General features: G+C 53.6%; 20 protein-coding genes and 1 pseudogene. 17 read left to right on the plus strand and 4 right to left on the minus strand.

All coding sequences use genetic code 11. From position 1 onward, the window contains the following. The first annotated feature begins 258 nt into the window (after nucleotides 1–258). The 9 genes from ptsG to AC0TN7_RS19850 all read left to right on the plus strand — a co-directional run bounded on the left by ptsG (nucleotide 259) and on the right by AC0TN7_RS19850 (nucleotide 8,028). The gene (ptsG, locus tag AC0TN7_RS19810) at nucleotides 259–1,692 is read left to right on the plus strand and encodes a PTS glucose transporter subunit IIBC (RefSeq protein WP_023311158.1); all 1,434 of its coding nucleotides are present in this window, start codon (nucleotides 259–261) and stop codon (nucleotides 1,690–1,692) included. 247 nt (nucleotides 1,693–1,939) lie between these two features. Next, nucleotides 1,940–2,299 carry a purine nucleoside phosphoramidase gene (hinT, locus tag AC0TN7_RS19815; protein WP_006809243.1) on the plus strand — a complete coding sequence of 120 codons (360 nt, stop codon included), beginning with the start codon at nucleotides 1,940–1,942 and terminating at the stop codon, nucleotides 2,297–2,299. A gap of 1 nt (nucleotide 2,300) precedes the next feature. After that, complete coding sequence (locus tag AC0TN7_RS19820) at nucleotides 2,301–2,675, plus strand: YcfL family putative periplasmic lipoprotein (protein ID WP_024909034.1); 375 nt, start codon at nucleotides 2,301–2,303, stop codon at nucleotides 2,673–2,675. Nucleotides 2,676–2,685: 10 nt separating this feature from the next. Next, nucleotides 2,686–3,333: a penicillin-binding protein activator LpoB gene (lpoB, locus tag AC0TN7_RS19825; RefSeq protein WP_024909035.1), complete on the plus strand. Its 648-nt coding sequence runs from the start codon at nucleotides 2,686–2,688 to the stop codon at nucleotides 3,331–3,333. After that, on the plus strand, nucleotides 3,314–4,138 hold the full coding sequence (thiK, locus tag AC0TN7_RS19830; protein WP_024909036.1) for a thiamine kinase: 825 nt from the start codon (nucleotides 3,314–3,316) through the stop codon (nucleotides 4,136–4,138). The genes lpoB and thiK overlap by 20 nt, the downstream gene beginning before the upstream one ends. Before the next feature lie 11 nt (nucleotides 4,139–4,149). Further along, entirely contained in the window at nucleotides 4,150–5,175 is a 1,026-nt protein-coding gene (nagZ, locus tag AC0TN7_RS19835; protein ID WP_267216854.1) for a beta-N-acetylhexosaminidase, read from the plus strand. Nucleotides 5,176–5,209: 34 nt separating this feature from the next. Next, nucleotides 5,210–5,752, plus strand: a complete 543-nt coding sequence (gene ycfP, locus AC0TN7_RS19840) for an alpha/beta hydrolase YcfP (RefSeq protein WP_008500781.1) — start codon at nucleotides 5,210–5,212, stop codon at nucleotides 5,750–5,752. A 238-nt stretch (nucleotides 5,753–5,990) separates the two neighbouring features. Continuing rightward, the gene (locus tag AC0TN7_RS19845) at nucleotides 5,991–7,295 is read left to right on the plus strand and encodes an NAD(P)/FAD-dependent oxidoreductase (RefSeq protein WP_024909038.1); all 1,305 of its coding nucleotides are present in this window, start codon (nucleotides 5,991–5,993) and stop codon (nucleotides 7,293–7,295) included. Nucleotides 7,296–7,488: 193 nt separating this feature from the next. Beyond that, on the plus strand, nucleotides 7,489–8,028 hold the full coding sequence (locus AC0TN7_RS19850) for a glycine zipper 2TM domain-containing protein (protein ID WP_008500779.1): 540 nt from the start codon (nucleotides 7,489–7,491) through the stop codon (nucleotides 8,026–8,028). Between the two features lie 59 nt (nucleotides 8,029–8,087). Here AC0TN7_RS19850 and AC0TN7_RS19855 read toward each other — a convergent pair whose 3' ends face one another. Continuing rightward, entirely contained in the window at nucleotides 8,088–8,723 is a 636-nt protein-coding gene (locus AC0TN7_RS19855) for a TetR/AcrR family transcriptional regulator (RefSeq protein WP_024909039.1), read from the minus strand. A 244-nt stretch (nucleotides 8,724–8,967) separates the two neighbouring features. Here AC0TN7_RS19855 and bhsA point away from each other — a divergent pair, with 244 nt between their 5' ends. Beyond that, complete coding sequence (gene bhsA, locus AC0TN7_RS19860; RefSeq protein WP_008500777.1) at nucleotides 8,968–9,225, plus strand: multiple stress resistance protein BhsA; 258 nt, start codon at nucleotides 8,968–8,970, stop codon at nucleotides 9,223–9,225. Between the two features lie 15 nt (nucleotides 9,226–9,240). Here the strand turns inward: bhsA and AC0TN7_RS19865 are convergent, their stop codons facing one another. Next, entirely contained in the window at nucleotides 9,241–9,486 is a 246-nt protein-coding gene (locus AC0TN7_RS19865; protein WP_155267945.1) for a hypothetical protein, read from the minus strand. 566 nt (nucleotides 9,487–10,052) lie between these two features. Between AC0TN7_RS19865 and AC0TN7_RS19870 the strand changes: the two are divergent. The 7 genes and pseudogenes from AC0TN7_RS19870 to AC0TN7_RS19900 form a co-directional block, all read left to right on the plus strand. Continuing rightward, nucleotides 10,053–11,837: pseudogene (locus AC0TN7_RS19870) on the plus strand (type VI secretion system Vgr family protein); the annotation flags it as partial. Further along, nucleotides 11,829–12,566, plus strand: coding sequence for a DUF2345 domain-containing protein (locus AC0TN7_RS19875; RefSeq protein WP_473702525.1), 738 nt, complete (start codon nucleotides 11,829–11,831; stop codon nucleotides 12,564–12,566). The pseudogene AC0TN7_RS19870 and the gene AC0TN7_RS19875, both read left to right, overlap by 9 nt. Further along, nucleotides 12,563–14,704, plus strand: coding sequence for a T6SS effector phospholipase Tle3 domain-containing protein (locus AC0TN7_RS19880; protein WP_061715535.1), 2,142 nt, complete (start codon nucleotides 12,563–12,565; stop codon nucleotides 14,702–14,704). The genes AC0TN7_RS19875 and AC0TN7_RS19880 overlap by 4 nt, the downstream gene beginning before the upstream one ends. Nucleotides 14,705–14,707: 3 nt before the next feature. Continuing rightward, nucleotides 14,708–15,424 (plus strand): T6SS immunity protein Tli3 family protein, encoded by a 717-nt coding sequence (locus tag AC0TN7_RS19885; RefSeq protein ID WP_024909043.1) that lies wholly within the window; start codon nucleotides 14,708–14,710, stop codon nucleotides 15,422–15,424. After that, a complete protein-coding gene (locus AC0TN7_RS19890; protein ID WP_024909044.1) occupies nucleotides 15,424–15,681 on the plus strand; it encodes a PAAR domain-containing protein in 258 nt (85 codons plus the stop codon). Before AC0TN7_RS19885 ends, AC0TN7_RS19890 begins: the two co-directional genes overlap by 1 nt. Then, nucleotides 15,681–17,054, plus strand: a complete 1,374-nt coding sequence (locus AC0TN7_RS19895; RefSeq protein WP_024909045.1) for a hypothetical protein — start codon at nucleotides 15,681–15,683, stop codon at nucleotides 17,052–17,054. The genes AC0TN7_RS19890 and AC0TN7_RS19895 overlap by 1 nt, the downstream gene beginning before the upstream one ends. Continuing rightward, complete coding sequence (locus AC0TN7_RS19900; RefSeq protein ID WP_024909046.1) at nucleotides 17,054–17,392, plus strand: hypothetical protein; 339 nt, start codon at nucleotides 17,054–17,056, stop codon at nucleotides 17,390–17,392. The genes AC0TN7_RS19895 and AC0TN7_RS19900 overlap by 1 nt, the downstream gene beginning before the upstream one ends. Before the next feature lie 527 nt (nucleotides 17,393–17,919). Here the strand turns inward: AC0TN7_RS19900 and ldtC are convergent. Further along, a complete protein-coding gene (gene ldtC / locus AC0TN7_RS19905; RefSeq protein ID WP_024909047.1) occupies nucleotides 17,920–18,885 on the minus strand; it encodes a L,D-transpeptidase LdtC in 966 nt (321 codons plus the stop codon). Nucleotides 18,886–19,468: 583 nt separating this feature from the next. Then, complete coding sequence (mfd, locus tag AC0TN7_RS19910; RefSeq protein WP_473702366.1) at nucleotides 19,469–22,915, minus strand: transcription-repair coupling factor; 3,447 nt, start codon at nucleotides 22,913–22,915, stop codon at nucleotides 19,469–19,471. Nucleotides 22,916–22,922: the final 7 nt, after the last annotated feature.

Genomic DNA, 22,922 nt, shown 5'->3' on the forward strand with positions numbered 1-22,922 from the left:
CGAGTAAAGTTCACCGCCTCATTTGGGGCGGTGAGGGTGTTTTTAGACACATCCGGACATGCTTTTTGTAAATAACTGAAAGTTTTTCGACCGCCTTAAGCTGAAACGTGATAGCCGTCAAACAAACTCAGAGGGAATTATTTTACTCTGTGTAATAAATAAAGGGCGCTTAGATGTCCTGTCCACGGCACGGTACTCCCCCCGGGCCAATGCGTGAAAGCGTAAAAAAAGCACAAATACTCAGGAGCACTCTCAATTATGTTTAAGAATGCATTTGCTAACCTGCAAAAGGTCGGTAAATCGCTGATGCTGCCAGTATCCGTACTGCCTATTGCAGGTATCCTGCTGGGTGTCGGTTCTGCTAACTTCAGCTGGCTGCCAGCCGTAGTGTCCCACGTGATGGCCGAAGCAGGCGGTTCTGTCTTTGCTAACATGCCGCTGATCTTCGCGATCGGTGTGGCTCTGGGCTTCACCAATAACGACGGCGTTTCTGCGCTGGCTGCAGTGGTTGCCTACGGCATCATGGTGAAAACCATGGCTGTGGTTGCGCCGCTGGTTCTGCATTTACCGGCAGAAGAGATTGCCGCGAAACACCTGGCGGACACCGGTGTTCTGGGCGGTATCATCTCCGGTGCGATTGCAGCGTATATGTTCAACCGCTTCTATCGCATCAAGCTGCCTGAGTATCTGGGCTTCTTCGCGGGCAAGCGTTTCGTTCCGATCATCTCTGGTCTGGCAGCGATTTTCACTGGCGTGATCCTGTCCTTCATCTGGCCACCAATCGGCTCCGCTATCCAGACCTTCTCTCAGTGGGCTGCTTACCAGAACCCGGTTGTGGCGTTTGGTATCTACGGCTTCATCGAGCGTTGCCTGGTGCCATTCGGTCTGCACCACATCTGGAACGTTCCATTCCAGATGCAGATTGGTGAATTCACCAACGCAGCAGGCCAGGTATTCCACGGCGATATCCCACGTTACATGGCGGGTGACCCAACTGCAGGTAAACTGTCTGGTGGCTTCCTGTTCAAAATGTACGGTCTGCCTGCAGCGGCGATTGCTATCTGGCACTCTGCGAAGCCAGAGAACCGTGCAAAAGTGGGCGGTATCATGATCTCCGCAGCGCTGACCTCGTTCCTGACCGGTATCACCGAGCCGATCGAGTTCTCCTTCATGTTCGTTGCGCCGATCCTGTACGTTATCCACGCGATTCTGGCCGGCCTGGCGTTCCCAATCTGTATTCTGCTGGGTATGCGTGACGGTACGTCCTTCTCTCACGGCCTGATCGACTTCATCGTTCTGTCCGGTAACAGCAGCAAACTGTGGCTGTTCCCAATCGTCGGTGCGTGCTATGCGGTTGTGTACTACACCATCTTCCGCGTGCTGATTAAAGCACTGGACCTGAAAACCCCAGGCCGTGAAGATGCGACAGAAGACAGCAAAGCTGGCGCGACCAGCGAAATGGCTCCTGCACTGGTTGCCGCGTTCGGTGGTAAAGAGAACATCACTAACCTGGACGCGTGCATCACTCGTCTGCGTGTGAGCGTTGCCGACGTCGCGAAAGTAGACCAGCCGGGTCTGAAAAAACTGGGCGCAGCGGGCGTAGTTGTTGCAGGTTCTGGTGTACAGGCAATCTTCGGTACCAAATCCGATAACCTGAAAACCGAAATGGATGAGTACATCCGCAGCAACTAAGTTGTGACCTGGGGAGACTAAGGCAGCCGAATGGCTGCCTTTTTTATTTGTGTCGTAAAAAACGCCACTGAGACGCGCAAGCGGTCACTCTTCACTCAGCTGATGAACATTCAGGAAAGAAATCGAGGGAGGAGGTTGAAAGGACAGGAGAAACTCGCTCATACTCTTGAATTGTGTCACACACCGATCCCGGGAGTGTGTTTACAGCGGACGCATTGCGCCAGATTAAACAAAAAAGGAAAAGGTCATGGCTGAAGAAACGATTTTCAGTAAAATTATCCGCCGCGAAATTCCGTCGGATATCGTCTATCAGGATGAACTGGTGACGGCTTTCCGGGACATTTCCCCTCAGGCCCCGACGCACATCCTTATCATTCCCAATATTCTGATTCCGACTGTAAACGACGTAAAAACCGAGCATGAAGTGGCGTTAGGTCGTATGCTGACGGTGGCCGCGAAAATCGCTGAACAGGAAGGGATTGCAGAAGACGGTTACCGTCTGATCATGAACTGCAACCGTCATGGTGGCCAGGAAGTGTATCATATTCACATGCATCTGCTGGGTGGACGTCCTCTGGGGCCGATGCTGGCACATAAAGGTCTTTGACATGCGTAAGGGGCGTATTGCAGCGCTGGTAGTGACGATGATGATTGTGGGGTGCAGCACGCGCCCGGCGATCCCCGTGAACGATGAACAGACGCTGGTCATGGAATCCTCCGTGCTTGCCGCGGGCATCACGGCGCAACAGCCCGCGCTGACCATCAGTGAAATCAACTCATCTGCCTCCTCTACGCTCTTTAATGAAAGACACGAACCCGTGACGGTCCACTACCGTTTTTTCTGGTATGACGTAAGAGGTCTCGAAATGCATCCGCTGGAGGCGCCGCGCAGCGTCACCATTCCGGCCAGGTCGTCGGTAACGCTCTATGGCAGCGCCAACTATCTGGGTGCGCATAAGGTGAGACTTTATCTTTATCTCTGAGGAGTGAACCTTGATTAAAAACTTGAGCCGCTATGCGCTCGTGACAGCTTTCGCGCTGTTCCTGGCAGGGTGTGTGACCCGAACTGAACAGCCTGCGCCTGTGGAAGAGGCGAAACCGGGCACAGAACAGCCGACGCAGCCAACGCAGCCGCAGCCAACCGTGCCGTCCGTACCGTCTATACCGGCGCAGCCTGGCCCGATTGAGCATCCGGACCAGACGTCGCAGCCTGCACCGCGCGTGCGCCACTACGACTGGAACGGGGCAATGCAGCCGATGGTCGGTAAAATGCTGCAGGCGCAGGGCGTGACGGCGGGCAGCGTATTGCTGGTCGACAGCGTCAACAACCGTACCAACGGTTCACTGAACGCGGGCGAAGCGACAGAAACCCTGCGCAATGCTCTGGCTAACAACGGCAAGTTTACGCTGGTCTCGGCTCAGCAGCTCGCGGTAGCTAAACAGCAGCTGGGCCTGTCGCCGCAGGATAGTCTCGGCACACGCAGCAAGGCGATCGGCATTGCCCGTAACGTTGGCGCACAGTATGTGCTTTACTCTAACGCCACCGGTAATGTGAATACCCCAGCCCTGCAGATGCAGCTGATGCTGGTTCAGACAGGCGAAATTATCTGGTCAGGTAAAGGTGCGGTTACGCAACAATGACAGCACGCGTGAAGAGATTCTGACGCGCTATTTTCCTCAGCACCGCCTTATCGCGCCGCAGGCCCACTCCGGGCTTGGCGGCGCGAGTTGCATTATAGCGCAGGGCGAACGACGTCTGGTCTTGCGGCAACATCACGACCCCTATGCGCCTGCCTCCCATTTCCGTCGTCAGTTTCGCACCCTGAGGCGTCTTCCGTCAGATCTCGTGCCTGCCCCCCGTTTTTTCAGAGAGAGCTGGATGGCCGTCGACTATCTGGACGGTGACGTGAAAAGCGCGCTGCCGGACACGCCGGCGCTCGCGGCGATGCTGTATCATCTGCACCGGCAGCCACGTCTGGGATGGCGAATCACGTTATACCCGCTGCTGGAACGCTACTGGCAGCAGGCCGCGCCTGACAGACGCACCCCAGTGTGGCTGGCGCATCTCAAGCGGTTGCGTAAAACGGGCGAGCCGCAGCCGATTCGGCTCTCGCCGCTGCACATGGATGTTCATGCCGGAAATATTGTGCATACGCCAGCGGGCATCAGGCTTATCGACTGGGAATATGCCGGAGATGGCGATGTAGCGCTGGAGCTGGCGGCAGTCTGGACGGAGAGTGACGCCGCACGGCAGACGCTGATTAGGGACTACGCCGAGGCGGCACATATCAACGCCGACGCGCTGAGGCGTCAGGTTAAACGCTGGCGGCCCTGGGTCGTCATGTTAATGGCTGGCTGGTTTGAAATGCGCTATCAGCAGTCCAGAGACAAACACTTTATTGCGCTGGCAGACGATGCCTGGCGTCAGTTACAAACGAAAGGATAAGAGAGGTGGATGTGGGTCCAGTCATGTTGGATGTAGAAGGGTTTGAACTGGATGCGGAGGAGCGTGAAATTCTGGCGCATCCGCTGGTGGGTGGTCTGATCCTGTTTACCCGCAACTATCACGATCCGGCGCAGCTGCGTGAGCTGGTGCGTCAGATCCGCGCCGCGTCGCGCAATCATCTGGTGGTCGCCGTCGATCAGGAAGGCGGGCGCGTGCAGCGTTTTCGCGACGGTTTTACCCGTCTCCCGGCAGCCCAGTCATTCGCCGCGCTGCTCGGCACGGAAGAGGGTGGAAAACTGGCGCAGGAGGCCGGCTGGCTGATGGCCAGCGAAATGATCGCCATGGATATCGACATCAGTTTTGCCCCGGTTCTGGACGTGGGGCATATCAGCGCCGCCATTGGCGAGCGTTCATACCATGAAGATCCGCGTATTGCGCTGGCCATGGCGACCCGGTTTATCGACGGTATGCACGATGCCGGAATGAAAACCACCGGGAAACACTTCCCGGGCCACGGCGCGGTGACGGCGGACTCACACAAAGAGACCCCGCGCGATCCGCGCCCGGAAGCGGAAATTCGCGCCAAAGATATGTCGGTGTTCAGGTCGCTGATCACCGACAACAAGCTTGATGCCATTATGCCTGCGCACGTGATTTACAGCGAAGTTGACCCGCGCCCTGCCAGCGGCTCTCCGCACTGGCTGAAAACCGTTCTGCGTCAGGAGCTGGGGTTCAATGGCGTGATCTTCTCTGACGACTTATCGATGGAAGGGGCGGCGATTATGGGCAGCTACGCTGAACGCGGTCAGGCGTCGCTGGATGCAGGTTGCGATATGATCCTGGTCTGCAATAATCGTAAAGGTGCCGTGAGCGTGCTGGATAACCTGTCGCCGATCAATGCAGAGCGTGTTACACAATTGTATCATAAAGGTTCATTTAGCCGTCAGGAGCTGATGGATTCGGCGCGCTGGAAGACGGTCAACGCCCGGCTTGAAGACCTGAATGAGCGCTGGCAGGCACATAAAGCCAGCCTGTAAACCCTCCCGGAAGGCGTAGCGTGGTGAGAAGACGATGATCATCTATTTACACGGTTTTGACTCAAACAGTCCTGGTAATCATGAGAAGGTGCTGCAGCTGCAGTTTATCGATCCGGATGTACGGTTGATCAGCTACAGCACGCGCCATCCGAAGCATGATATGCAGCATCTGCTCAAAGAGGTGGACAAGATGTTGCAGCTCAACGTCGACGATCGCCCGCTGATTTGCGGCGTGGGGCTGGGTGGCTACTGGGCGGAGCGGATTGGCTTCCTGTGCGACATTCGCCAGGTGGTGTTCAATCCTAACCTGTTCCCGAACGAGAACATGGAAGGCAAAATTGACCGCCCGGAAGAGTATGTCGATATTGCGACCAAGTGCGTCAGCAATTTTCGTGAGAAAAACCGCGACCGCTGCCTGGTGATCCTTTCACGTAATGATGAAGCGCTCAACAGCCATCGGGCAGCAGAACTGCTGCATCATTACTATGAGATCGTCTGGGACGAAGAACAGACCCACAAGTTCAAGAACATCTCCCCGCATCTGCAGCGTATCAAAGCGTTTAAAACGCTGGGTTAATCCCTTATCCGCAGGCATCAAAGCCCGGCCGCGAAAGCGTACCGGGCTTTCTTTTTGACCAGAATTGTCTACTTTTAAGCCATCAAAACTTGATGCATATCAATTTTGGTATGACCAATGCGCCTGACGTGGTATTCTCAATGCACCTGAATGGTTTCAGTGCTGTAACCTGTTGTTAATTAAGGGTTATTTTTATAACTTTTAATTAACAATTGGTTAATAATTTGAGGGGGTCACGTTGACTACGCCATTGAAAAAGATAGTGATTGTAGGCGGTGGTGCTGGCGGGCTGGAGCTGGCTACACAGCTGGGCAAGAAGCTGGGTCGCGGTAAAAAAGCCAAAATTACGCTGGTGGATCGTAACCACAGCCACCTGTGGAAACCGCTGCTGCACGAAGTGGCGACCGGTTCTCTGGACGAGGGCGTGGACGCGCTCAGCTACCTGGCGCACGCGCGCAACCACCATTTCCAGTTCCAGCTGGGCTCGGTGGTGGACATCAACCGTGAAAGCAAAACCATCACCCTGGCAGAGTTGCGCGATGAAAAAGGGGAGCTGCTGGTTCCTGAGCGCAAGCTGCCGTACGACACGCTGGTCATGGCGCTGGGCAGTACCTCCAACGACTTCAACACGCCGGGCGTGAAAGAGCACTGTATCTTCCTCGATAACCCGCACCAGGCGCGTCGTTTCCATCAGGAAATGCTGAACCTGTTCCTGAAGTACACCAGCAATATGGGTGCGAACGGTAAGGTGAATATCGCCATTGTCGGCGGTGGTGCGACGGGCGTTGAGCTGTCTGCGGAGCTGCACAATGCAGTGAAACAGCTGCACAGCTACGGTTACAAAGGGTTAACTAACGAAGCGCTGAACGTCACGCTGGTCGAAGCGGGTGAACGCATTCTGCCTGCGCTGCCTCCGCGTATTTCCGGTGCGGCGCACAATGAGCTCACCAAACTGGGCGTGCGGGTGCTGACGCAGACCATGGTGACCAGCGCCGACGAAGGCGGCCTGCACACCAAAGACGGCGAGTATATCAAAGCGGATCTGATGGTCTGGGCGGCAGGTATCAAAGCGCCTGACTTTATGAAAGAGATCGGCGGTCTGGAAACGAACCGCATTAACCAGCTGGTCACCGAGCCAACGCTGCAAACCACGCGTGACCCTGAAATCTTTGCTATCGGTGACTGTGCCTCCTGCGCGCGTCCTGAAGGTGGATTCGTGCCGCCGCGCGCGCAGGCCGCTCACCAGATGGCAAGCCTGGTGCTGCACAACATTCTGGCGCAGTACAAAGGCAAGCCAATGAAGGCCTATGTCTACAAAGACCATGGTTCTCTGGTGTCTCTGTCAAACTTCTCTACCGTCGGCAGCCTGATGGGCAACCTGATGCGCGGCTCAATGATGGTAGAAGGGCGCATTGCCCGCTTCGTGTATATCTCCCTGTACCGCATGCACCAGATTGCGCTGCACGGCTACTTCAAAACCGGGCTGATGATGCTGGTGGGCAGAATCAACCGCGTGATCCGTCCGCGTCTGAAGCTGCACTAATCTTTCACTCCCTCCGGGTCCTCCGGAGGGAGTTTTTAGCATTTCATGCTGTAGATCACAGTTTGAGTGCTTAAGAGTTCTCCTAAATACAATATATCTCCTCTCAACGCCCCTTTTTTGATCCTTTATCTTATTGGCGAAGCCGTGCCTCCATTGCAAAATTGTTACCAATAGCAACAAAGGAGGAAGTCCCGTGAATAAATCAATGTTGGCGGGTATAGGGATTGGCGTCGCGGCTGCGTTAGGTGTGGCTGCCGTTGCCAGTCTCAACGTATTAGATCGCGGCCCGCAGTATGCGCAGGTGGTTTCTGCTACACCGATTAAAGAAACGGTAAAAACGCCTCGTCAGGAGTGCCGTAACGTCTCCGTGACGCACCGTCGTCCGGTGCAGGATGAAAACCGCATTGCCGGTTCTGTTCTGGGCGCGGTAGCGGGTGGCGTGATTGGTCACCAGTTCGGCGGCGGCCGGGGTAAAGATGTGGCGACCGTGGTCGGCGCGCTGGGTGGCGGCTATGCCGGTAACCAGGTACAGGGCGCGATGCAGGATAACGATACCTACACCACGACTCAGCAACGCTGCAAAACCGTCTATGACAAGTCGGAAAAAATGCTGGGCTATGACGTGACGTACAAAATTGGCGATCAGCAGGGCAAAATCCGCATGGACAAAGACCCTGGCACGCAAATTCCACTGGATGGAAATGGTCAGCTGGTTCTGAATAACAAAGTGTAAAAAAGATGTTCTCTGAATTTAGCTCCTCATGCGCTCAGGCTGAGGAGCTTTTTTTTGCTTCAGATTTTCAGTAGCTCAGGCCACAGTCGCAGCGTGGTTTCGCTAATATTCTGCAGTTTTTCCAGCGTAGCCCCTTCACGGGCGCTGATCGACATCCCCTGCAAAATACAGCTCAGGTATTGCGCCAGCAGCTGAGGGTTGCATTGCGCAGGGATTTCACCGCGCTGCTGGCGCTGAGCCAGAAAGGCGCTGAGCGTCTCCTCCTGCATGGCATGCCGCGATTTCACCGTATTGGCAATCTCTTTCGAGGACGCCGCGAGGGTGGCAGAGGTGTTAATCATAAAGCAGCCTGCAGGCGTCTCTTTACTGGTGAAGCAGGTCGCGACGGCGGTGAAATAGTCGCGAAGCGCCTGTTCGACGCTTTTCTCTTCACAAAATAGCTGGGCTTCATGTTTCGCCGCAAAGCGCGAAATGTATCTGTCCAGCACCGCCCTGAACAGCCCCTCTTTATTGGTAAATTCGGCATACAGCGTCGGCGCTTTGGCTCCGGTAGCTTCTACTAGATCGGAAAGCGAGGTTGCTTCATACCCATGTTGCCAGAAGAGAGTCATGGCCTTATCAAGCGCTGCATCCCTGTCAAACACTTTTGGTCGGCCACGGCTTTTCTTCGCACAACTCGTGACGTCGGTTGTCATGTGCCGTTGGTCCTCTGTTGGTTTGGTGAATAACCATTATAAAAATAAACGCAACCCACCACCAGTGCTGAATGCTTAAAAATATATTAATCATATCTATATGAAAAATAACGACTTTAAAATTAAGTTAATGGTCGTTATAAAATTATGTTGACGCGTGAGCTGGATCACATTTATGATTTACCTATCGATCGTTAACTAAATAGATAACGACCTCCAAATTCATCTGCTAAAGGTAAACATCATGAAAAACGTAAAAACCCTCATCGCTGCTGCTGTCCTGAGTTCACTCTCTTTCGCAAGCTTTGCTGCTGTACAGGTACAGTCCACTCCGGTCGATCAGCATAAAGTCGGGACGATCTCTGCGTCTGCCGGTACTAACCTGGGGTCCCTGGAAGATCAGCTGGCGCAAAAAGCGCAAGAGATGGGTGCAAAATCTTACCGCATCACCTCTGTGACCGGTCCTAACACCCTGCACGGCACGGCTGTCATCTACAAATAAGCCGGGCATAAACCCTCATTTATGCCACTGCAATAAAAAACGCCCTGCACATGTGAAGTAATGCCGATCGTTTAAGAACAGTTGAACGATCCTGCCAGTAAGAGACAATCCGGGTTCAGCCCCACTGAACCCGGATTTTTTTACGTCTGACACGATATGGACTTCGTTGCGGATGTTTTCCCATTCGAACTGAATACTTTTTCCCGTTCTCTGGATGCGTCCGGCGAGAGCCGTCAGGTCATAATCTGATGCTTCCGACAACGTAGTGTCCTCCAAATAAGTGGTGGGTATCAAAGTGTCAGATATGAGGAAAAATGTGACTCGCGGCAGGCGAAAAGGCTGTCCTGATTATTCTCCTGAGTTTAAGCAGCGGCTCTTTGCCGCCTCCTGCGAACCCGGGATACCGGAACGGAGTTTATCCTCATATACTGGTGGCAGATAAAACCCCGCTTACGGAAACTGCTGTAAATTCTTATCAGGCGGCGAACCGGTTTAATATTTATTGCTGTTCGCCAAGGAAGAACGATTTATATCAGAAAAAAGGGCTGAGTAACCTTTCTGCGGCGGTTTCTGAATGTCTGATGATGCGTTCACAGGAAAAACACGTCGTTCATATTGGTTTTATCGACTGAATTGTTATATACGGGCCGGGTATCATTCCTAGGCTTTTATTTATGGTGTGAATATTTTTGTTTTATTTATCTTTAAGCTGAATGATATGTATTTTGTAACATTCTGTGATGTGTTACGGAATGACATTTTATTCAATGGTCTGTGAGGGTATTGTTTTTTAATAAACAGTCATTCTTTATTATGGATATTTTGCGATGAAAGGACCGTCAGGCATTGTTCAGCAACAGGATACGTTAAACCGTTATTTACTGTATATTCCACGAGGCAAATCTGTTTTACCGGATGTTCACTCTTTTACCGGGGAAGAAGAACTCAGTAAGCCCTATCGCTACACCATCCGCTTTACCAGCCCGGCATCAAACATTGCCGTCAACGATGTCCTCAATCAGAGGGCGGAATTTATTCTTCGTGCCCCGAATCCGAAAGCTGGCTGGCACAATCAGGAGCCCTGGCTGCCGGTGCGCCAGATTAACGGGGTGATCACGTCGTTTGCCCGTCTGAAGTCATCTGCCGATGAAGCCCTTTACGAGTGTGTGCTGGAGCATGATCTGGCGCTGCTGGACCGGAATTACCGTTCGGCCGTATACATGAATGTGACAGTGCCGGAGCTCGTCACGAGGCTGATGAAGGAGAGCAGGCATTTTCAGGGTTACAACATCGATTTTGATCAGTTGAGCCACAGCTACCCCAGCCGTGAAATGATTATTCAGTGGAAGGAAACCGATCTCCAGTTTATCCGCCGTCTGCTGGCCGAGGTGGGGATCTGGTTCCGCTTTGAAAACCATGACAAGGTATAGGGCGATACGGTGGTTGTCTTTGGTGACGGTGGCCGCCGCTATGTCTTCAGCGATAAGAAGCTGCCGTACGTTCGCCATTCCGGCATGACCAGCCATAAAGAATACATTACCGAGCTTGAAGAACAATACGAACTCATTCCCGAAAGCGTACTGGTGCGTACGTATAACTACCGCAATCCATTTTCGCCACAGGCGGATAAAACCATTTTCGATAATGATATTCCCGACGGGATAACCAGCGGAAAACAGTATCACTATGCCGATCATTATCTGGAGGACGGCGATTTTTACGGTGAAGAGGCGGAAACAGCCACGTTCTGCGCACGCCTGCGCTATGAGCGCCTGCTGAACAAACAGAGTGTGCTGGGAGGGACAACCAGTGACCCGGCACTGTTGCCGGGTGTGATGTTCCACCCAACAGGGGATATTCCTGAAGGGTTTAAACACGGTTTTCTTGTCACCACAATGACGCTATCCGGCAGTCGCGCACAGCACTACCGCGCCATCCTGAAGGGGATCCCTTATCTGAACGGCTACAGCTATCGTCCGGAATATCTGCCGCGACCGGTGATTGCCGGTACGGTACCCGGTCGCGTGGCGGCCATCAATCGGGATCACACTTATGCCGGAGTCGATGCCCGGGGCCGATACCGCGTGAAGTTTGATTTTGACCTCGACGAGAAACGTGACGGTTTTGAAAGTGCGCTGATGCGTCTGGGCAGACCGTACGGCGGGGATGTGTTTGGTTTTCATTTCCCGCTGCTGGACGGTACAGAAGTGGCTGTAGCCTTTGAAGGCGGCGATCCGGACCGGCCCTTTATTGCGCATGTCATGCATGACGGCAAGCACCCTGATCTGGTTACAAATCGCAACGACACCCGCAACGTGATCCGCACTGCTGCTTCGAACAAAATCCGCCTGGAGGACCGCCGCGGTCAGGAACACATCAAGATTTCCACGGAATACGGCAAGAGTCAGGTCAGCGCTGGCCACCTCGTTGACGCAGAGGGAAAGCAGCGCGGCGAAGGTGTGGAAGCGCGCACTGACAATCACATGGCGCTCCGTGCTGCGAAAGGGGTGATGATCACCACGGAGGCGCAACCGCGTGCTGCGGGTAAGCAACTGGATATGACAGCCGCCATTGCGCAGCTGGATAAAGCGTTGTCGCTGGCAATGACGCTGCAACAAAGCGCACTGACAGCCGGGGCCAGTAATGTGGAAACCGATCAGCAAAGTCAACTGCGCCAGACACTAACTAACCTTATCGGCGCGGGCCTGCTGACCTATGCCGACAAAGGTCAGGCGCACGTCACGCCGGACAGTCTGCAACTGTCTGCCGGGGAAGATGTGATTGTTACGGCGGGCCAGGATACCAGCGTAAACGTGGTGAAAAAATTCTCGCTGGCCGTGGGGGAAAAACTTTCTCTGTTTGCCCGCAAGCTTGGCATTCAGATGATTGCTGGGGCCGGGGATATCACGACGCAGGCCCAGCGCGGTGCCATGCATATGCTCTCGCAGAATGATTTCACGATGGCGAGTACCGACGGGCAGCTGAACGGCAGCGCCAGACAGGGCATACAGCTGATCTGTGGGGGAGGCGGGATACGCGTCAGTCCGAACGGACTGGTCACCATCTTCTCGCCGACGGGAATCGAACTGAAAGGACCCAGTCTGAAGTATGACGGCCCGGAAAGCGCACAGGTCACGGTCCCGCCGTTTAATCAGGGCGCATTTAAACTCCGCTACCAGCTGCATGCCGGAGACGATCCGGAGCAAATTCTCGCAAACAAAAAATTCCGGCTGACCAGCTCGGCCGGAAAAGTGGTGGAAGGCATAACGGACAGCAACGGTCATTCATCGTTACTCGATGCTGATGACCTGGACACCTACAAAATGGAGTTAATGGAATGACGGAAGCCAGACAAAGCCCGTATGCTCCAAGGGTCATATCAGAAGGGGATATTCCTGTACACAAAGATTTGGGTGAGGTGGCCCAGACCCGTCGCGTTGGCGTGCCGCGTCCGATGCCGGGAATTGTGATTCTGGTCCATGGCGTAAACGACGTGGGTGAGGCATACCAGAATCAGGAGAAAGGCATTCTTGCGGGCCTCAGTAAGCGTCTTAATCGTCAGGATTTTTACGCGCATGAGTGGGGGGAGTACAGAATTGCGCATCCTGGCCGTTCGCCTGTTATCCCGTTTTACTGGGGGTACAAGCCGGTCACTCATGCTGATTACGTTGCAGACCAGAAGCGGTATAAGGATGAAGTCGGAATACTGTCTTCCGGTGCCCATCTGCCGTATGACGCCTATCAGGAAGATAATGAGACAAACAAGGCCGCGCTGGGTAATGACGGTAAGGGTTCATTTAAGTACCAGAATGACAATCTCAAGAATGGTCTTGATTCAAATTTTGCAAAAGGTGGCGGAACGTTCGCGAATGCGACCACCAACATTCCCGATATGCTGGGGCCTGGAGCTGGAGGTATTGGCGTGGCAGCGGCGGGATTTGCATCACTGCATATGAACGACGGGGATTACACTCATCCCATTTATGAAAACCCGCACCGTATTTACCAGTTTTTTGCTGCCCAGCGTCTTGCAGATTTGATTATTCAGATTCGAAGTGAACCTACTACAACGAAAGATGTGATTAATGTGGTGGCTCACAGCCAGGGCACCATTATCACCATGCTGGCAAATATGCTGGTAAAGCAGGCGGGGTATGATCCAGTTAACTGCGTTATTCTGAATCATTCCCCTTATTCACTGGAGTCCCGCATGGCTGAAAATATTCAGCCAGGATACCAACAGACTGATTCTGCCAGGCAGAAGACATTCAAAAATTTCTGTAGCCTGATGCATACGCAGTGGAAAGGGGGAGGGATATTAGGCGAGGCTGAATTACTGGCCCTTGAAGCCTCCTGTACGCTGCGCAAACCCTCTGATAATCCGTTGCGGGCTGATGATCGCTATGGACGTAACAATAACGGTAAAGTGTATAACTACTTCTGTCCAAATGATGGCGTTGTATCGCTGGAAAATGTACAGGGATTTGGCTGGCGTGGGATCCCTCAGAAAATTGCAGATGGCATTCCTAACCTGTTCCAGCGAGTTTTTTATCAGCACGGCGAAGTAGGAAAAGCACCTGACACTAAACCCTTTGAGTTGCCACAACGAAAAGAGAGGGATGCAAAATATTCATTTCTCCCGAATGCCAGTTACCGCACCCATGACGTAGTGGTGAACGGTGAAGAATTGCCGGAACCCTTTATTTTCAAACTACAGGGTCAGGATAACCATCCGGATAATGACCCTAAAACGAGTGACAAGCCGTATACGTATTATATCGATCCGGATAGCCCGGATGCCTACATATCCTATTCGGCTAAAGCCAGTGCCATCAAGCGCACGGATTCTGCGATGTATATGCTTAACAGTTATCAGCGTATTAGCTGGAAGCCTGGGCATGTTTTAACACCAGATGAACTGAATGTAGAAAGCCATGACCGGGGGCATACCGTTATTCACGGGGAAGTTACTGGTTCTAAAGAATATCCTGTGTTGTCCATTACCTGGCTGAAAACCCGTGAAGAACTTGAAAAAGAATGGAAAAAAACTGACCCGGTAAGCTACAGCCAGCATTCGTCAATTGTCATGAGTGAGTTCGCGCCATCGCACGCGATGGCATTCGACCTTGCAATTGGTCAGTGTAAGTCGTTTGACTACAAAGCCGGTAAATTCTGGGAAAGCTTGTTACATCGTGCTGACTGGCGTGATCCGCAGAATGGCTTCCCGGCCGCAAAAAAATATTACCAATCAGGCCAGTTACCAATAGCACCAACAAAGGATTTTATGAATAAACCGGAGGATGTGCTGCCGAAGGGCGATTTTGGTGTGGAAAATGATTATGCCGGTGTTCGGCCTCGCTCGCGTAACCTGATGGATATTGAGACGGGAACTGTCAGGCCTGGATATTTCCAGGAAATAAAGCTGCTGCAATGGGAAATGCCGAAACCTAAAAGCGACAGCCAGTTGGCTAAAGGATAAGACATGAAAGGACTATGTGTAGGAGTTATTACTATTTCCGTTTTATTTGCGGCAGCGTGTAAGGCTTCAGAACCGCCTACGCAAGTAGTTTATCGTTTTGATGATCACCGCTATCTGGAACTGAAAGGCTGGGACTGCGAAGGAGAGCTTTGGTACACCGATACGCAAAGGGCTATCCATTCTCAAGTTTATTTACAGTTTTATAGGATCTTCACCCGTAAATTTATTCATCCTTCAGAAAAATATATGTCTATCCCTATTTGGGGGGCTGATGGATTTAGGGTTTCGAAGGATTATGGTCGAACATGGAAACTTGCACAATTTGCACCAGGGGAAAATGAACCTAACGGCGATGATTACGCGCCTTATGAGGACGTTCTTTCTTTCACTGTCGTCAACGATCAGGGTTTTTTGCAGACCAAACATCGACTGTATATGTCGTCCAAACCGTTTGACGACCCGCGCCTTGCCGCTGGTGGTCGTGGGATTGAATATACCGTTGACGACGGAACTGGGCAAAAGGTAAGCGGGAAAGTGGAACCTCGTTCACCTGGCTGGCCTTGGGGAATGGTGTATATGACCAAACAAGGTTTAGAAGGCTCTACTGAGCAACTTAAAACCAATTGGCAGAATCAACCCGATAAGGTTCCGGAAGTGAAGGGATACACCGGCTGGGATCACATGCGCTGCGATATGGACGCAGGAAGGAAGGGAAACTGATGAATGGCGTAATTCGACTGAATGACCCGCTGGTGAGCGGCGGAAAAGTGATTAAAGCGTCCGGCGCAGACTTTATGGGAAAGCCTGTAGCCCTGAAAGACGATCTGGTGACGTGCCCTGAGCATAAAGGAACGTTCCCTATTAACGATTGTCACCCAACCTGGACGATGAACGGCCGGGGTGTGGTCGTGGATGGTTGTAAAGCGGCGTGCGGCTGTACCATTCGCACCACGCTTCCCACTGCGGGGGGTGTTTAATGAACTGGTGGTTATTCTCCAAACAGGATGAATTTGAAGAGCGTTTCCCCTATCTGTGGATATGTCTCTTATATGTGGTCGTCGTGGTTATCTGCCTGAGCGTCCGGGCTGTCACATGGCCGGGTAATAAGCATGTCGATCTCGATTTTCTTGCCCAGTCTGTGGTTATTCCGGTTGTTTTTCTGACGGGGTTCGTACAAGTGTTCTCTACCGTGTATCACGGGCTCAGGCACTACATGGAAACGCGATTGCTGATTGCGGCCCAGCAGGAATACAAGGTTGTCAGCTACGCCAGGGGAAATATTACCCTTGCTGGCTGGTCTGTACTGACGCCTCCAAAGGCAACGAAGGAACTGGCGCTGAGTATGCTGAAACTTGAGGGGGAGTTTCCGCTGGCCGCTAAAATGCCGTTGAAAATCGAACTGGAAGAATCCTTCGATTTCACGAGAGCCGGGCAGGCTATTATCCGCGTCCTGGAGCCGATGGTCGGAAAACTTTCTCAGTACCGGCAGATTGAAGCGCTGGTGTGGGTACGAGACGGGGACGAATCCTGTAGCGATGAGCTCAGGCGCGTGCTTGAACGTTTAGCGATCGCTACCAAGAAAATAACATTTCTGTCTGAATGCCCGGACTATACGAAAATCACGGAGTGGATAAAGCAGACGAACGGATACGTCGTTGAACGCCTGCTTATCTGTGTCGATCTGCATTCTGACGAAGAAGAGTCGAAGCAGATGGAAAATGTCACCGCGCTTTTCCTCACGAATTACTACGTTAAAACGGAAGGAGAAAAACCGGTTTACCTTTATCAGCCGATGACGGGTGTCACGGACGTTGAAAGAACAGTACCTGTTTATCTGCGTGCGGAAGCGGTCAGTAAACCCAAACAGATCTGGTATACCGGGCTTTCACGTACAGAAAAGTACCCGCTGCTGGAAATGCTGGATGAGAAAAAAGCTGTGCCGGACCGGCTGGAGCTTGAAATGTCGCTCGGTGAGCATTCTGCCGGGTATCCTTGGCTGATGCTGGCTCTGGCGGCCGATGCGGTAACGTATGCGCAGGGCGATCAGCTGGTGGCTGCTTCCGAAAAGAACAGGTTTTCAATGACGGCTTTGTCGTCCCGGTTAACTCGCCAACCTGATTATCCCCAGGAGAAAAGATACACGACACCGTGGGAAGTTTGTGGGATCGCCGGGTTGATGTTCTTTTTTGGAATTATGATAACCATTGGCAGTTTTGGTGATGGTGGTAAATCTATATCCGGCTGGTTTTTAATTATAATGGCTGTTCTATGTATAGTTATGTTTTTGGTGGTGGGGGCATTTTTTACCTGGTTTTATGGTGATAAAGCTCGTGAGCATATGGGAATGTAATGATGAATGAACTAATTGCTCTGATTTTACCTCACAAAGCTGTATTTTATTATGATGGCTTGGCTTTAGGTGTGATGCTTGCGTTAATGGCAGTGTATATTGATTTGTCTTTTGATTACAGAAACAAAAAGCACTGGTGTACGCACAATAAATTACAGTCATTGAAAGATTCTCCGGAAATCTACCAGTTATATATGTCGATACGTAACCCTTCTCGACGGAATTACTTTGTTAGTGTGCCGCTGAAATTTTTTACAGACTTTAAGACATTTTTAATGATATTGGCTATGTATCTGGGGAGTACAGTCTTAACCATGTCTTATGCTATATATCATTGATAGATGTAGCGGGCTTTATGCCCGCTGTCTTTACATGTCTGAAATAGTAGAGTGAATAACTTTCAGTTCTTTGATATTTTTTGAATCAGCGTTAGTGCGGCTTCTGCCTGTTTGGGATCTCGCTTCTGGTCATAATCTGATGCATCCGACAACGTGGTGTGCACCAAATAAGTGGTGGGAATCAAAATGTCAGATATGCAGAAAAATGTGATTCGCGGCAGGCGTAAAGGCTGCCCTGATTATTCTCCTGAGTTTAAGCAGCAGCTCGTTGCCACCTACTGTGAACCCGGGATATCCTGGTGTCCCAGGTACGGGGCTGTGGCAAAGGTGCGACGGGAAACATCCCTAAGCATTTGAAAGGAATTAGGAAAAATGTTAAAGCCTTTATCCTGCCAGAAAAAAGAAAGCACCGACGATACGATCGTTCAGTGCTTTATGTGCCTCCTGAATATCCGTTCAGCTTTAAGTCACGCGAGCCTTAAGTGAACGGCATTACTGCACATGTGCAGGGCGTTTTTCTTTCTGAATTACATCGACTGCTGGGCGACATCATGATGCCGGGTGACATCGGTCGGCATGCCTGACCGAGCCTCCATCGCGCGCTCCATCACCACGCTGCTGGTATTCGCATTCGTTTTGAAGCTTACCATCGCGGCGTTCAGGTTAATGGGCAGCGTCTGCGGATCGTCGCCAATGTTTTTCGATAGCGGCTGGTGAATTTCGACCAGCCGCACGCCGCCCGGTTCCTCAGAAACCTTAATCGGCGTATTGATAATATTCACTTTGGTACCCGGCGTAACGACGTTAAACAGCGTTTTGATATCGTCATCGCGCAGTCGAATACAGCCGGAGCTGACGCGCATGCCGATGCCAAAGTCCGCATTCGTGCCGTGCAGCAGGTAAACACCACCGTAGGCTGCCAGGCGGATCGCGTGGTGTCCCATTGGGTTATCCGGGCCTGCCGGCACCACGGCTGGAAGATCAATGCCCTGAGCTTTATAGCGGGCACGAATATTGGCCGTCGGGGTCCAGGTTGGATTCGCGCGTTTATCCGAGACGGTGGTGACCATCGTCGGCGTCAGCGTGTCACCGCCCAGCTGACCAATACCAATCGGGTAGACCGTCACTTCGTTTTTACCCGGCGGGTAATAGTACAGACGCAGCTCGGCCAGGTTTATCACCATCCCCTCGCGCGGAGCGTCCGGCAGGATCGTCTGTAGCGGGATAGTCAACACGCTGCCCGCGCGTGGGACGTAAGGGTCGACGCCGGGATTCGCCTGCAGCAGGGCCAGAAAACCGACGTTATATTTTTTGGCAATCGCTTCCAGCGAACCACCATTATTTTCAACCACATGAAAGCGGTTTTCACCCACCACCTTGCTGCCGGGAGGGGGAAGGGGCCAGGTGTTTGCGCGAGCAGGAAGCGCAACCGCGACGGTGGCTGCCAGCGCAAACAGGGTCATCCAGCGAGTAAAACGCGAAGAGGTCATCATCACCATAATCCATGCAAATGATAAGGTTATTGTTTTATAAGGCGTTAAACATAATTATGGCGAATGGGTATGTCGGGAAGATCGGGTGAAGTGCAAAGAGTTTGTAAATTGTCCCCCCTTAGCGCTGGGCTAACAGGGGAAGGGATCCCCATAAAATAATGCCTGCACGGACGACCCCCTCTCCCTTGAGGGAGAGGGCTGGGGTGAGGGGGAACATACGACTCTGGTGGTCATTCCGTTCACTTTATGTTCCTTAGTACTCTGTAACGACATGACCTGTGAACGTGCCAGGGTGGCTCAGTCGCCACCACCCTGGCGACCCGGGCTCCCGGCGGTAAATCGCCGCTACGCGGTACCTTCCGCTTATTCCTTCCGGCTTTTCGGGGACGGGCGGAGGTAACATCCCTGTAAAGCCCGCCCTCTCGGCGCATCCATGCGCCTCGCCCCGGCCGGAAGGCAAACGCCTCAGCGATTTACAGCCGGACCAGGGTGTCGCTGTAAGCTATTCATTTTCCGGAAGCAACTTTCATCGCTTCCGGTTAATAAACTACATGAAATTCCTCAGTTAAGAGGGGAAAGGAGGTTATGCGATCGCGTTCTCTTCCAGCTGACGCATAAAGTTACGCACCCAGTCCATACGGGTTTTGCGCTCCGTCAGCTCTTGGGTAAATTTCAGACGGGTTGGGCCATCCAGACGGAAATGCTGCGGCTGTTTTTGCAGCAGACCGATGAGCCACATCGGGTTGACGTGGTTCTTCTCGGCGAATTCGATCACGCCGCCTTTTTCATTGCCTTCGAGCTTGCGAATCCCCAGCTTCTGCGCCTGCTGGCGCAGTCTCGCGATATCCAGCAGATTTCTCGCCGCATCGGGCAGCAGACCAAAGCGGTCGATCAGCTCAACCTTGATCTCTTCCAGCTCGTTCTCCTTCTTCGCGCTGGCGATGCGTTTGTAGAATGAGAGACGGGTATTCACGTCCGGAATGAAATCATCAGGCAGCAGGGAAGGCATACGCAGCTCGACCTCGTTCTGCTGGCTGGTAAGGTCTTCCAGCGACGGCTCGCGTCCGGCCTTCAGGGCATCAACCGCGTTCTCCAGCAGCTCCATATAGAGCGAGAAGCCGATGGTTTCCATCGAGCCGCTTTGATCTTCACCCAGCAGTTCGCCGGCACCGCGGATCTCGAGATCGTGCGTGGCCAGCGCAAAGCCTGCGCCGAGGTCTTCCAGCGAGGCGATGGCTTCCAGACGCTTTTGCGCGTCGGTGGTCATCGCTTTCGGATGCGGCGTCAGCAGCCAGGCGTAGGCCTGATGGTGTGAACGTCCGACGCGACCGCGCAGCTGGTGAAGCTGCGCCAGACCAAAATGATCCGCGCGTTCAATGATGATGGTGTTTGCCGTCGGAATGTCGATCCCGGTTTCGATGATGGTGGTGCACACCAGCACGTTAAAGCGCTGGTGGTGGAAGTCGTTCATCACCCGTTCCAGCTCGCGCTCGCGCATCTGCCCGTGACCGATAGCGATACGCGCTTCCGGTACCAGTTCCGCCAGCCTGTCCGCCGCTTTCTGGATATTTTCCACGTCGTTGTAGAGGTAATAGACCTGCCCCCCACGAAGCACTTCACGCAGAATGGCCTCACGCACCACCAGATTATCGTACTCGCGGACGAAGGTTTTTACCGCCAGACGGCGCGCCGGCGGCGTGGCGATAATCGACAGATCGCGCATGCCGCTCATCGCCATGTTCAGGGTTCGCGGGATTGGCGTTGCGGTCAGGGTCAGGATGTCGACGTCGGCGCGCATCGCTTTGATGCGTTCTTTATGACGCACCCCGAAGCGGTGCTCTTCGTCGACGATCAGCAGCCCCAGATCTTTCCACTTCACGTCGCTTTGCAGCAGCTTGTGGGTGCCGATCAGAATATCGATCTTGCCTTCGCTGGCCTGTTCCAGAATTTGGGTCTGTTCTTTGGTGCTGCGAAAACGCGACAGCATCTCGATGCGAACCGGCCAGTTGGCGAAGCGGTCGCGGAAGTTGTCGAAGTGCTGCTGAGCGAGCAGGGTGGTCGGCACCAGTACCGCCACCTGCTTGTTGTTTTCCACCGCAAGGAAGGCGGCCCGCATCGCCACTTCGGTTTTGCCGAAGCCAACGTCGCCGCAGACTAAGCGGTCCATTGCCAGCGGCTGGCACATGTCGCTCAGCACGGCGTTAATAGCCTGAGCCTGATCCGGCGTGGTTTCAAACGGGAAGCTGTCACAGAACAGCTGGTACTGTTCTTTATCATGCTTAAAGGCGAAGCCCTCTTTGGCCGCGCGCTGGGCGTAAATATCCAGCAGTTCGGCGGCCACGTCGCGCACTTTTTCCGCGGCCTTCTGGCGCGCGCGCGCCCAGGCATCGCCGCCCAGCTTGTGCAGCGGCGCGTTCTCTTCGGCACCGCCGGCGTAGCGGCTGATCAGATGCAGGGACGACACCGGAACATACAGTTTGGCGTCGTTGGCGTAGGTGAGCATCAGGTATTCACCTTTGATGCCGCCCGCTTCCAGCGTGGTCATCCCCTGATAGCGTCCAACGCCATGCTCCAGGTGAACGATCGGCTGGCCCGGGTGCAGCTCGGCCAGGTTACGGATCAGCGTGTCCGGGTTGATGGTCCGACGGCTGTCCTGACGGCGGCGTGCGACGCGCTCGCCCAGCAGGTCGCTTTCGCAAATCAGCGCCAGGTTGTTGAGCGTGTCGATAAAACCGTGCTCGGCGGCGCCAATCATCAGGTAACGACCGTTTCCGGTCGCTTCGCTCAGGCGCAGGATGCGCTTCGGCGCCACCTTAATGCGTCCCAGCAGCTCACCTAACGCTTCGCGGCGGCCTTCACTCTCAACGGAGAACACCACCGGGCCGGTAAAGGACTCCAGAAACTTGCGTAGATTATCCAGCGGGGATTTCTGCTGCGCCTGAACGGCCAGGTCCGGCAGCGTTCGGAAGGCGAGGTTGGTGTTGGCGGCCTTGTCGGCAAGCGAATCGGTTTTCAGCTGCATGCGCGGCCAGCGCTTCAGCTCGGCGTTGAGCTCGTCGGTACGCAGCCACAGCGTTTCCGGCGGCAGTAGCGGGCGCATCGGGTCAACGCCCCGGTTTTCGAAGCGCGCGCGGGTTTCGCTTTCAAAGCGGCTGGCGCTGGCGTCGATATCACCGGTATTAACAATCAGCGTATTCGCCGGGAAGTAGCTGAACAGGGCAGGGAGCGGCTCGTTGAAGAACAGCGGCTGCCAGTATTCGATCCCGGCAGGCAGCGTGCCTTTACTGACCTGCTGATAAATATGTTCCGCGTCGCGCTTCACCTCGAACTTATCGCGCCACTGGCTGCGAAACAGTTCGATAGCGGTTTTGTCCGTGGGGAACTCATGCGCGGGCAGTAAATTGATGGACTCCACTTCTTCCAGTGTGCGCTGAGTGTCGGCGTCGAAGACGCGCAGGCTGTCGATTTCATCATCGAAAAAGTCCAGACGATACGGCTGATCGCTGCCCATCGGGTAAAGGTCGAGCAGCGCGCCGCGGGTCGCGTATTCCCCGTGCTCCATCACCTGGTCGACGTGGCGATAGCCGGCCCCGTCAAGCTGCGCGCGCAGGGCATCACGGGACAGTCGCTGGCCTTTTTTCATCACCAGCGCGTGACCGTGAAGATAGCTGTGCGGACAGACGCGCTGCATCAGGGTGTTCACCGGCACAATCAGCACGCCGCGCTGCATGGTCGGGAGTTGATAGAGCGTCGACAGGCGCGAGGAGATAATCTCCTGATGCGGAGAGAAGCTGTCATACGGCAGCGTTTCCCAGTCGGCCAGGCTGAACACCAGATTATCGGTGAACTGGCGAATTTCGTCGTGCAGGCGCAGGGCGTTTTGCATATCCGGGGCAACCAGAATCACCGGGCCTGGATGACGCTCGGCGATTTCCGCCACCAGCGTGGCGCACGCCGCGCCCGTGAGTTCACCCAGCTGGCGCTGGTCGCCCGCTTTGACAGGTAAGGAATAACGATAGTGTTCAGGCATGGCTATG

Source organism: Enterobacter sp. PL_is511 (assembly GCF_055816065.1).